This is a genomic window from Candidatus Curculioniphilus buchneri endosymbiont of Curculio glandium (genome assembly GCF_964275155.1).
Lineage (GTDB): Bacteria > Pseudomonadota > Gammaproteobacteria > Enterobacterales > Enterobacteriaceae > Curculioniphilus > Curculioniphilus buchneri.
This window is the reverse complement of the sequence record NZ_OZ193413.1, coordinates 1,001,094-1,013,471: the sequence shown is the minus strand read 5'-3', so window position 1 is coordinate 1,013,471 and position 12,378 is coordinate 1,001,094. Positions and strand designations below refer to the sequence as shown.

The 12,378-nt window shown below is 33.2% G+C and carries 7 protein-coding genes and 2 pseudogenes; all 9 read right to left on the bottom strand.

Translation table 11 applies throughout. The features are described 5' to 3' along the window. Positions 1 to 18: 18 nt before the first annotated feature. The 9 genes and pseudogenes from murG to rsmH all read right to left on the bottom strand — a co-directional run bounded on the left by murG (position 19) and on the right by rsmH (position 10,615). Complete coding sequence (gene murG, locus ACICP0_RS03075) at positions 19 to 1,083, bottom strand: undecaprenyldiphospho-muramoylpentapeptide beta-N-acetylglucosaminyltransferase (protein ID WP_395479867.1); 1,065 nt, start codon at positions 1,081 to 1,083, stop codon at positions 19 to 21. Next, positions 1,067 to 2,203: pseudogene (gene ftsW, locus ACICP0_RS03070) on the bottom strand (cell division protein FtsW); the annotation flags it as partial. The gene murG and the pseudogene ftsW, both read right to left, overlap by 17 nt. 77 nt (positions 2,204 to 2,280) lie before the next feature. Beyond that, entirely contained in the window at positions 2,281 to 3,594 is a 1,314-nt protein-coding gene (gene murD, locus ACICP0_RS03065; RefSeq protein ID WP_395479866.1) for a UDP-N-acetylmuramoyl-L-alanine--D-glutamate ligase, read from the bottom strand. Between the two features lie 4 nt (positions 3,595 to 3,598). Further along, positions 3,599 to 4,681: a phospho-N-acetylmuramoyl-pentapeptide-transferase gene (gene mraY / locus ACICP0_RS03060; protein WP_395479865.1), complete on the bottom strand. Its 1,083-nt coding sequence runs from the start codon at positions 4,679 to 4,681 to the stop codon at positions 3,599 to 3,601. Then, positions 4,675 to 6,048, bottom strand: a complete 1,374-nt coding sequence (gene murF / locus ACICP0_RS03055; protein WP_395479864.1) for a UDP-N-acetylmuramoyl-tripeptide--D-alanyl-D-alanine ligase — start codon at positions 6,046 to 6,048, stop codon at positions 4,675 to 4,677. Before murF ends, mraY begins: the two co-directional genes overlap by 7 nt. Beyond that, a complete protein-coding gene (gene murE, locus ACICP0_RS03050; RefSeq protein WP_395480261.1) occupies positions 6,045 to 7,505 on the bottom strand; it encodes a UDP-N-acetylmuramoyl-L-alanyl-D-glutamate--2,6-diaminopimelate ligase in 1,461 nt (486 codons plus the stop codon). The genes murF and murE overlap by 4 nt, the downstream gene beginning before the upstream one ends. Before the next feature lie 121 nt (positions 7,506 to 7,626). Beyond that, positions 7,627 to 9,321 (bottom strand): annotated as a pseudogene (gene ftsI / locus ACICP0_RS03045) (peptidoglycan glycosyltransferase FtsI); the annotation flags it as partial. Positions 9,322 to 9,350: 29 nt separating this feature from the next. Continuing rightward, positions 9,351 to 9,671 carry a cell division protein FtsL gene (gene ftsL, locus ACICP0_RS03040; RefSeq protein ID WP_395479863.1) on the bottom strand — a complete coding sequence of 107 codons (321 nt, stop codon included), beginning with the start codon at positions 9,669 to 9,671 and terminating at the stop codon, positions 9,351 to 9,353. Beyond that, positions 9,671 to 10,615 carry a 16S rRNA (cytosine(1402)-N(4))-methyltransferase RsmH gene (gene rsmH / locus ACICP0_RS03035; RefSeq protein ID WP_395479862.1) on the bottom strand — a complete coding sequence of 315 codons (945 nt, stop codon included), beginning with the start codon at positions 10,613 to 10,615 and terminating at the stop codon, positions 9,671 to 9,673. The genes ftsL and rsmH overlap by 1 nt, the downstream gene beginning before the upstream one ends. Positions 10,616 to 12,378: the final 1,763 nt, after the last annotated feature.

Below are 12,378 nucleotides of genomic sequence, written 5' to 3'. Positions count from 1 at the left end.
ATCCTAATTTTATCTATTCTATATTACTAATGTTATTTCTCGAGCTATCTGAATGGCTGAATCAAAAATTGCTGTTGCACGAGCGCGCTGAGCTAAAGTTAATAGTGTTGTTCGATCCCAATTAGATAAAATGTGGCTAATCTGAGCGGCAGTACATTTCTTTTGTTCTATAATTTTTGCTGCACCAATTTTTTCTAAAACGCGTGCGTTCCAATACTGTTGACGATCTTTATGTATAAAAGGTACAAATATAGCTGCTAAACCTACAGTAGAAATTTCACTTACCGTTAGTGCCCCAGAGCGACATACCACTACATCTGCCCAAGCATAAGCAGATGCCATATCATTTATAAATTCTACTATTTTATGCTTCTGTGCTCCACCAACTACTTTATAGGCTTGCGTAACCGTGTCTAATGCTCCTTTACCTACTTGATGCCAAATATTTATTTGGCCTGAAAGATTGGCAGCAACTAAAGGCATAATTTGATTCAGTATTTGAGCACCTTGACTACCGCCTATTACTAATACCCGAATAGGACCTGATCTATTTTTCATTCGTATTTTCGGTTCCGGTAATGCCAGTACTTCATCACGAATCGGATTACCTACTACATCAGCATAAGGGAAAGCACCTGGAAATGCCTGTAGTACTTTACAAGCAATTTTTGATAACACACGATTTGTAAATCCAGCAATTCTATTTTGTTCATGTAACACTACTGGAATATTACACATCCAAGCTGCTAAACTACCGGGCCCAGAAACATATCCTCCCATACCTAATACAACATCCGGTTTCCAAGTACGTATAATATGCCTAGCATGCCATATAGCTTGAAAAATACATATTGGTGTAATTAAATAGGCTTTAATCCCATTTCCACGACAGCTTCTGATACGTATAAAATCAATATCAATTCCATGTTGTGGAACTAATGTAGCTTCTATACGTTCAGAAGTACCAAGCCAGCGAATTTTCCAGCCCTGTGTTCTGAGGCAATGAGCAACCGCTAATCCTGGGAATACATGTCCTCCAGTCCCGCCAGCTATTATCATCAGTCGCCTATTTTTTTCTGTCATCATGGTTTCTCAAAAAAGCTTGTACGTTTGCTAAACGAGTTTCAAAATCAATTCTTAATAGTAATACAACTGCTGTTAACATGATTAAAAGGCTCGATCCTCCATAGCTGATTAATGGTAAAGTTAAACCTTTAGTAGGTAAAATACCAGCAGCTACGCCTACATTAATAAGTGTCTGAACACTGAACCAGATACCGATAGAACAGGCCAAAAATCCAGAAAAACGTTGATTTATTGCTAGTGCTTTCCAGCCAATAAGGATGGCTCGAAATGAAATTAGAAACACCATTAATAATGCTAATACCGCTCCGAAATAACCAAGTTCTTCGCTTAAAATAGCAAAAATAAAATCAGTATGCGCTTCCGGCAAATATTCTAGCTTCTGTATTGAATTTCCTAATCCCTGACCCCAGAGTTTACCACGTCCAAATGCCATCAAAGATTGAGTTAATTGATAGCCTTGACCAAAAGGATCATCCCATGGATTCCAAAATGATATGATGCGTTGAATACGATACGGCGCAGTAATAGTCAATAGTAATGCTATACTAATACCTAATCCTATAATAAAAAAACATTGCCACAGTTTAGCGCCTACTAAAAATAACATTGTCAACGCAGTAATAAATAAGACTACGACTGTTCCAAGATCAGGTTGTGCCAGTAGTAAAGCTGACAATATTATAATTATGCTTATTGGTTTACAAAAACCCCAAAAATTAGTACGAACTTCTTCTACTTTACGCACTAGATAACTAGATAAATAAACAAATAACGATAATTTAGATAATTCTGCCGGTTGAATATTCATTGGACCAAATACTATCCAGCGTGCTGCACCGTTAATTGAGTCACCTACTATAAGTACAATTAATAACATTACTATTGTAGCAAGTAACATTATTGAACTATAATTTTGCCAAACTATCATTGGAATACGCAGTATTCCTATCGATAAAAAAAATATTAAAACAAGAAAACATGCATTTCGTTTAGCAAAATAAAAAGGATCATTAGATAAACGTGTTCCGATAGGCATCGATGCTGATGTAACCATGATTAATCCAGTGCACACTAAACCTAATGTTAGCCAAAGTAATTTCCGATCATATAATACATTAATCGGTTTTTTAAATGATAGAATGTTTACCATCCATACTTTAAAATGATATACTAACTTTATTCTAGAAATGTACATCAGCCCACCTTGTGCGCTAAATCAGTAAATACTTCACCACGTATTTTAAAATTTTTAAATTGATCGAAGCTTGCACATGCTGGCGATAATAATACTAGGTCTCCTTTTTTAACTCGATGCCCGATAATATGCATTGCCTCTTGAAGAGTTTCGATGAATATAGAAGAATCAGGCCTAAGTAATGCCAATTTTTTACCATCTTGACCGAAACAGTATAACTGTATTTTCTTATTTTGTAGAAATGATGATAACGATGAAAAATCAGAAGATTTACTGTTTCCACCCAATAAAAGATGTAACGTACCCTTTACTTCAATTCCATTGAGTGCAGCTTTAAGACTAGCTAAATTAGTAGATTTAGAATCGTTGATCCAACGTACACCATTTCGTTCGAGTATGACATCACAACGGTGTGATAGTCCATGAAACTGCCGTAATGCCTTCAAACTAGAAGAATGTGGAATCCCAACTACATCTGCCAATGCTAATGCTGCTAGGGCATTGATGTAATTATGACGACCGACAATATTCATTTCTTGACAATCTAACAATCGTTCATTGTGTCTCATTAAATAAGTTCGACCATCATCTTCATCAAGATGATAATCAGAATCGGCATTAGAGCCAAAGCTAACACAGTAGTTTTTTTTTCTAAAAATTGGAAAAGTTAATGGATCATCCGAATTAACTATGCAAACTTTAGCATTATGATAAATTTTTAATTTTGTTGTGCGATAGTGTTGTAAACCAAAGGGATAACGATCTATATGATCGTCGCTAACATTTAAAATCGTTGCTGCAGTTGCTTTTAAGCTATAAGTTGTTTCAAGTTGAAAACTTGACAATTCTAAAACATAAAAATGACTCGGAGTATCTAATAGCATTAATGCAGGCAGACCAATATTACCTCCGACGCCTACCTGCCAGCCAGCACATGCCGCCATGTTACCTACCATTCTAGTGACAGTACTTTTTCCATTGGTACCGCTAATCGCCACAATTGGTTCTGTTACTTCTCGACAAAATAGTTCAATATCACTGATAATTTCTATTCCAGTTTTTTCAAGAAAGGTTAAATTTTCTAAAGAGACACCAGGGCTAATAATAATAAGTGTAGCATTTAACAACCATTTTTTATTCAATTTTCCTAAATAACATGGTACATTAGCTGGTAATTTATCTAAACCAGGAGGTGAAAGTCGAGTATCCATTATCTGGGGTGTAATGCCGCGAGTACGAAAAAAATTCACACAAGAAATACCAGTAATTCCTAATCCAATAATTACTACTCGTTCTTGCCAATAGGTTTTCATATGATTACCGTACCTTTAGCGTTGCGAGTCCAATTAGAACTAATATTAACGAAAGAATCCAAAATCGTACAATTACGCGTGGTTCAGGACATCCTCGTAATTCATAATGATGATGAATAGGAGCCATTCGAAAAAGGCGCTGACCAAGTAATTTAAATGATCCTACTTGTAAAATTACTGATAAAGTTTCGACTACAAATACTCCGCCCATTATAAGCAATAATAATTCTTGTCGTAAAAGAACAGCAATAACGCCGAGTGCTCCTCCAAGTGCTAAAGAACCGACATCGCCCATAAAGACCATTGCTGGATATGTATTAAACCAGAGAAAACCCAGTCCAGCACCGACAATTGCTGTACAAACTACGACAAGCTCGCTCGCAAAGCATACATGGGGTATATGAAGATAATTTGCAAAATTTACGTTACTTGTTGCCCATGCTACCAATGCCATACCAGAAGCAATAAAAATTGTTGGAACAATTGCCAGTCCATCTAAACCATCAGTTAAATTGACTGCATTACTAGTACCAACAATAACAAAATAAGCCATAACAATATACCATACTCCTAACTGTGGCATGATATCTTTAAAAAATGGAACTACTAATTGAGTGGTTAAAGTAGTTTTATTTGATGTAAACATGACAACAGATATCATTAATGCTATTATTGACTGCCAAAAATATTTCCAACGAGGAGAGAGTCCTTTAGTATCTTTACTTGATACTTTGCGGTAGTCATCTACAAATCCTATAACACCATATCCTACTAGTACAAATAATACATACCAAATATATGGATTAAATGGATAAGACCACATTAATACCGAAATAATGATAGACATCAAGATCAATAAACCACCCATAGTCGGTGTGCCGCATTTTCTAAAATGCGATTCTGGTCCATTTATTCTAACTACTTGATCAATTTGTAATTTGTGAAGCCATGATATTAAGCACGGTCCCATACAAAGTGATAAAAATAAAGCAGTAAGTAAGCTAATAATAGCACGAAATGTCAGATAAAAAAAAACATTAAAACCAGAATAAAATTTTATCAAATACTCAGAAAGACAGATTAACATGCTGCTTTCTCCTGTAATTTATGTACTATGCACTCCATTTTAGAATTACGTGAACCTTTAACTAAAATGGTAATAACTGTATGTTCAGATAAAAGTTGTATCAAACGCGATATCAGAGATACCGCATTTCGAAAATGCTCACCTCGAGAACTGGTTTCGCTGATAAAACAACTTAAACGACCGATACTTAAAATTTTGTCAATACTAATCTGTGAAATAAAATTACCAACTTGACAATGGTATGCAATTGTTTCACTACCTAAGTCTAACATGTCACCTACTACCATTACACGATAACCAGGCATATCTTTTAAAACTTGTGCAGCAGCGATCATAGAAGCAACATTAGAATTATAAGTATCATCTAACAACAGTCGTCCCATGCTGTTATCCAAAGCAATAGGACGTATCCGACCAGGAAGAGGTTTTAACTGTGCAAGTCCAGCGGCTACAGCTGGTAGTGTTGCTCCTACAGATAGTGAAAGTGCACTTGCAGCTAAGGCATTAGAAATGTGATGTCGACCTGGTAATGGTACATGCACCTGGCATGTACCTTGAGGACTATGCAAGGTAAACTGTGTGCTCCACTGATTATCTATAATATTACTGGCAAAAAAATCCACGTTATTGACAGTATGTAAGGCAAAACGCCAAATTACTTTATCATTTAATAGGTTTTTCCACTGAGACCAATCACAACTATCAGCATTTAGGATACCAATTCCATCATTTGATAAACCAGAAAAAATTTCTCCTTTAGCCTTCGCTACTCCTGACAAAGAACCGAAACCAGCTAAATGAGCTGCTGATACATTATTTACTAGTACAGTGTCTGGCTGTATTAATTCAACAGACCAAGCAATCTCACCAAGACAATTAGCTCCTAATTCGATAACTGAAAAATCATGTTGTTGTGTAAGATGTAAGAGAGTTAGAGATACACCAACATCGTTATTAAAATTTTCTTGAGTTGCTAGAACACATCCACATTGAGTTAAAATAGCAGTAGTCATCTCTTTAACAGAAGTCTTTCCTGCTGAACCTGTTAAAGCAACAATCCGCGTCTTTACCTGTTGTCGTATCCAAGCACCTAGCTGACCTAATGCTTGTCGGGTATCTGCAACAATAAGCTGCGGTACACGTAACGGTAATGGATAATTAACTAATAATGCGCTAGCACCTTTATCTACTGCTTGTGAAGCAAAATGATGAGCATCGAATCTTTTACCCTTTAACGCAATAAATAAACACTTACTTCCATAGTTAACGATTCGAGAATCAGTAGTAATTGACATAATTGTGCAATCTTCGCCTGTTCGTTCGGCATTAAGAGTTGATGCGATTCTACGTAAATTACACGGGATCATGCTAACACTCCAAGAAGATGTGCTACAGTTTCACGATCTGAATAATGAAGCAATTTTTGATCAATAATTTGATAATTTTCATGACCTTTACCTGCCACTAATACATAGTCTTCTTGTTTAGCCTGTGCAATAGCAGTAGTTATTGCATCAGTACGATCATAGATCACCCGCACATCATTTGCATTAAGTAGACCATTTTTAATATCTTTAATAATAATTTGTGCTATTTCATTACGTGGATTATCATTAGTAATTATCACATGATCAGCATATTTTTGAGCCATGGCACCCATTAAAGGTCTTTTTCCTTTATCACGATTTCCTCCACAACCAAATACACACCATAATTTACCATGGCAATGCAATCTAACTGCTGCCAGTGCTTGTTTTAATGCATCTGGAGTATGTGCATAGTCTACTATCACTGTAGGAAATCCTTGCGTATGGAAACTTTCCATACGACCGCATATACCTTTTAATAAATTAGCGGTATCTAAAAGTTTTGATAACTGATATCCAAGTACTAGTAACGTCGCTAAGGATAACAACAGATTACTAACATTGAATTTCCCTATTAACTTACTGTAAATTTTACCGTCCCCCCAATAGGATTTAAATGAAATATCAGTACCATGTGCATGGTAAGATATACTGTTAGCAAAAATCCATCGTCGGCTGTACCAATTAGCTGATAAACAACTTGCAACAGATACTGCGACTGCTTTTGGTAGCTGTTTTAACCAACGCTGTCCAACACTGTCATCAACATTGATAATATTATGTCCACTGTTTAATTCGCTGAAAAGACGCCATTTAGCTTGTTCATATTTTTTTATATTTCCATGATAATCTAAATGATCATGACTTAAATTAGTAAATACTGTAGCGGAAAAATTCAATGCATCAACTCTATACTGCACTAAGGCATGTGACGATACTTCCATAGCAACAAATTGAGCTCTTGGCTTGTGAGACAAAAACTCAGAGAGTAATCTCTGATTGTTAATGGATGATTCAGTGGTGTAATTAGTTTGATGAGTAGTGGTGTAATTAGTTTGATGAGTGTAGCCAATGATACCATGACCTATTGTGCCCATGACTGCGCTTATTTCACCCATCAAATATACCCATTGAGCCATAATATGGGTAGCAGTAGTTTTTCCATTCGTGCCAGTAACGCCTACCAAACATAATGAATGTGATGGTTGTTGATAAAAACGTCCCGCTAATGCTGATAAACGTTGATTAATATGGCGAAGATAAATAATCGGTACGCCACATAATTCGCTATATTCACCGTCTATCGCACAACCTTCTGCTTCTGCTATCACGGCAGCTACATTTTTTTTAATCGCCTGAGTAATATATGAACGTCCATCCCTTTGATGACCAACAATAGCTATGAATAAATCACCTTTAGATGCAGTCCGACTATCTAGTGTTATCGCTTTAAACATACATTTTGGAGCTTGTATTCTCCAAGGAGATAGTAATTCACGTAAATTATAGATGGTCACTATATACCTCTATTATAAATTTGTTAACAATGTCGATTTTTTGTATCTATGAAAATTACATGTCTGGTTTTACATTCATTGTACGTAATACGCCACCCATAATATTACTAAATACAGGAGCAGACACTATACCACCATAATAGTTATTACCTTTTGGATCATTTATCATCACTACTAACGTAAATCGTGGCTTACTAACAGGTGCAATCCCTACTGTATAAGCAATATATTTATTAATATAATGGCCATTTGATCCAACTTTTTTAGAAGTACCGGTTTTAACAGCTATACGATAGCCTTTGATGGCAGCTTTAGTACCTCCTCCGCCTGGAAGCGATACACTTTCCATCATACGTATTACAGTACGTATAAGCGGTTCAGGAAAAATTCGCTCTCCTTCTACTGGAGAATCTATACAAACAATAGATAGTGGACGAAGCACACCCATACTACCGATTGTAGCGTACGCTCGTGCTAATTGTAATGGAGTTACCATTAATCCATATCCATAAGAGAAGACAGCCCTATCTATGTCAGACCATCTTTTTTTACGAGGTACTAATCCACGATTTTCTCCAATTAAACCTACATTTGTCGTTTTACCTAAGCCAAAGCGCGAGTAAGTATCTACTAATACTGAGTATGGCATTGCTAATGCTAATTTAGAGACACCAACATTACTTGACTTTTGCAAAACCTCAGTTATACTTAATTCAGAATGACATGATACATCTTTAATTTTATGATTATTAATCATAAAAGGCAGTGTATTGAGCACGCTGTTTTCTCGTATCACTCCGTTATGAAGTGCGCTGATTATTACAAATGGTTTAACTGTTGAACCTGGTTCAAAAATATCAGTAATAGCACGATTTCGCATTACATCCGTTGTAGTGCCTAATAAATTATTAGGATTATAAGATGGACTGTTAGTCATTGCCAATATTTCGCCAGTATTAATATCTATTAATATTGCAGTGCCTGATTCAGCTTTATTAAACATCACTGCATTCTTTAATTCACGATATACCAAAGTTTGCAGTTTCTCATCAATGCTTAAGACTAAGTTATGAGATGCTTGACTATCTACAAATGATATATCTTCGATAATTCTACCACATCGGTCTTTACGTACTTTACGTTCACCAGGTTGACCAGTAAGTAAATGATCAAAACTCTTTTCGATTCCTTCAATACCTTGACCATCGATATTAGTAATACCGATAAGATGAGCTGTTATTTGGCCAGTTGGATAATAACGACGTGATGTTTGACTTAGATAAATTCCAGGCAATTTTAATTTTTTAATATAATTACTGATTATAGGATCAACTTGACGTGCTAAATAAACGAAACGGCCTTTAGAATGAGCCGTTATTCGGGCAATAATTTGATCAAGAGGAACAAATATTACATTAGCAAGTGCTTGCCATCGACTATCATTACTGATACGATCATAATCGTTGATTTCGTTTGGATCAACCCAAATAGCATTAACGGGCATATTGATTGCTAAAGGACGTCCAACGCGATCGCTTATGATGCCTCGGTCCGTAAGAATACGTTGTATACGTAAAGAACGCATATCACCTGCACGTATTAATTGTTTATTATTGATTACTTGTAGATATGCAACCCTAAATACTAAGCCTATTAGAGTGAACAAAATACAAACACAAAGCAAGGAAAATCGCCAGCTTACAAAACTAGGTCGAGTTTGTCGGCAGTTTAATGTCATTATTTTGACTATACTCATCTATCGTTAGTGATTCCCATTACATAACACTATGGTTGGATCAAAACATTATCTTCTAACGGATTTACATGTTGCATTTTCAATTTTTCAATAGCAATACGTTCTACAACACGATTATCTCCTAGCATATTTTCCTCTATAATGAGGTTACGCCATTCAATATCAAGAGTATTTTTTTCTAACATAATTTGTTCACGTTCTACAATTAACCAACGAATGTGATGTGTGGTATTTAGAACTAAAATGGCTGAAATTAATATCGCCACTAACAATACCAAAGGTAATTTACTATAATTCCATAGATCTTTACCGATGATACTGGTAAGTATATACCGTTCATAACTGTTCATTAACGCAGTTTTTCGGCACACCGTAAAATTGAGCTACGCGCGCGTCGGTTATGATTAATTTCTTTTTCTGAAGGACGTACTATTCTTATTGATTTTAATTGGCATTGTGCCTGATATTTTTCGGCTATTTGAGCTTCAGTGATCGGTAAATTATTGTCTAACTGAATGGGATAACTATGATGACGAATAAAACGTTTTACTAGTCTGTCTTCAAGAGAATGAAAAGTGATGACTGATAGCCGACCACCAGGAGCTAATATCTTTAGTGAAGCATTCAATGCTTGTTCAAGCTCTTTAAGCTCGCTATTGATATAAATTCGAATAGCTTGAAAACTACGTGTTGCTGGATGTCTTTGTTTTTTAGACAAAGGAATAATACTAGAAATTAACATTGCTAATTCATGGGTTCTAGTGATCAGCTTTTGACAATTTTGTTTAGCAATAGCGTGAGCAATACGATAGGCATTGCGTTCTTCTCCAAACGTTTTTAATACCCATATGATGTCCTTAGTACTTGCTTTCGCCAACCATTGCGATGCAGATTGGCCGCATGTTGTATTCATTCGCATATCCAATGGTCCATCTCTCATAAATGAAAAACCACGTTCGGGATCATCTAATTGTGGCGAAGATACACCTAGATCAAGCAAGATACCATCGACTTTTCCCAAACAATTTTGTTCGACCATGTAATCTTTTATTAAAGAAAAAGAACCGTGCATAATATTGAAACGTGGATCGTTAATGGTTTCGGCTGCTTGAATAGCTAATGGATCTTTATCAATTGCAAAGAGTCGCCCATGCTCATTTAATTGTAATAGAATTAGACGTGAATGTCCTCCGAGTCCGAAAGTTCCATCTAGATAGATACCATTTGATCGAAGTTTTAGACTATTTATCGCTTCATTCAATAAAACACTATTATGTATATATTTTTTTGACATAACTACATTAAAAATTTTAGTTAACTGGAATAGCGAATCTAATGCATTAATTTTACATTAAATATTTTTATATTTTCTACTTTAATTTTAATTTAAATTACGTCACTTTTTAAAAAAGCACGCTGTATTAAAGTTTTCAACAAAAATTTTTTTATTAAGTATTTGTTGTGATATCGAATAATTATTTCTTATTATCAAAAATACCAAATATATATTTTAACAGATATATAATGGATTAGATTGTAATATCTAAAATACTAATAACAATAATCATTTAATATGTGTATTAAAATAATCAATTATATATCATAAACCTACATGATTTTTTATGTAATTTTATTTATAATCAGTATACTTAGATGGATCTTAATTATATTTATATATGTTAATTAAGATATAACTATGGAACATATGAGTCTGAGATATATGAAAATATATTTCAATTTGTACAAAATTAAAATGTATAAATAACATTTAAATATTGTCAGGCAGCTAAATAATAAAAAAATATTATTTGTACTGATAATTATTTTTAGTCAATCATATAAACAACATATTGTTAAAATATTAACAATTATAAATAATTCTGACTTATTAACATGTTTTAACATGACTTGCAAATATTAAGATGTGAATATCTCATTAAATTATTCACTCAAAATTCTAATCACTCAATAACAATAAATGCAAAATAAGTATTAAGTTTTAGTGAAATAAAATCGTTATTATATTGTGTAAATCTGAATGTGAACTTATTAATTAATAATTGTATTGATTTAAAATAGCGCTTTTATATTTAGTTTAATATTTTACATTCAACTTAAGTAAAATCTGTTCTTTCACATTTAATACTTTTATAACATATTTATAGATACTTCTGTCCTCTATTTTTAGATTAACTAATAATTTAAATTTAAAAAATAAGAATAAAATTTAATATGAATGTATAAATAAATAGCATTATCATATTTTTTTTGACTATAAGATCAATCAAAATAGTTAAATTGATCACAATTTAGAAATGATTTGTGTTATAGTTTATTATACTGTTTATTAAAAGTATCTCACACTATTTAATAATTTTAAAAAAGTCTAATTATATATTCCATATTTATGAGTCAAATAAATACTATGTCATAGTTGACATATAATTAAAATATACCATATTGAATCTAGTTTTAATTTATAAGATATATTCGATTCAAAGAAGTCAATGCTCTAATAATTCAAACTATTGCTATATAATTATTAAAGATAGTATCCGTTTCTACAAACTAAGTAATTTAAAGGAATAATGTTAGTAATTTTATATTTATAAATAATATTTTTACTAAGTTCATTTAACATATAAAAATATGCTAGTAATTTAAATCACAATATTAATTTAAGAAATTATCTTCTCTGATTTATATAACGAATTTGATTGTTATTAACTATACTGTTCTTCATTAAAAATCACAAATATTTCATTGTACTAATTCACACCATACACACCGATGACGATTCATCAATTTATATTATTCATGAAATAAATATAAAACAGGCTTGTTGTTAATTTAATTGATTCTATAAAATAATGTTCTATTTTAATAACATATTTAAAATAAAGGGGAATTTAACTATTCAACTCACAAATTTTGTGTTTTAAAAAACACTCAATAAAAACATTGAATTCTCAAAATAAATTAATATTTATTTGATAAACTTGAGAAAGTTTGATTATATTATATATGTTATATCTAATAAGATTAGAGTCTTGTCCT

Bases quoted from the DNA above. Each gene is read 5' to 3' on its own strand.
- murD (WP_395479866.1), bottom strand. From the start codon at position 3,594: ATGAAAACCTATTGGCAAGAACGAGTAGTAATTATTGGATTAGGAATT.
- murE (WP_395480261.1), bottom strand. From the start codon at position 7,505: ATGTTTAAAGCGATAACACTAGATAGTCGGACTGCATCTAAAGGTGAT.
- murF (WP_395479864.1), bottom strand. From the start codon at position 6,048: ATGATCCCGTGTAATTTACGTAGAATCGCATCAACTCTTAATGCCGAA.
- murG (WP_395479867.1), bottom strand. From the start codon at position 1,083: ATGACAGAAAAAAATAGGCGACTGATGATAATAGCTGGCGGGACTGGA.
- ftsL (WP_395479863.1), bottom strand. From the start codon at position 9,671: ATGAACAGTTATGAACGGTATATACTTACCAGTATCATCGGTAAAGAT.
- mraY (WP_395479865.1), bottom strand. From the start codon at position 4,681: ATGTTAATCTGTCTTTCTGAGTATTTGATAAAATTTTATTCTGGTTTT.
- rsmH (WP_395479862.1), bottom strand. From the start codon at position 10,615: ATGTCAAAAAAATATATACATAATAGTGTTTTATTGAATGAAGCGATA.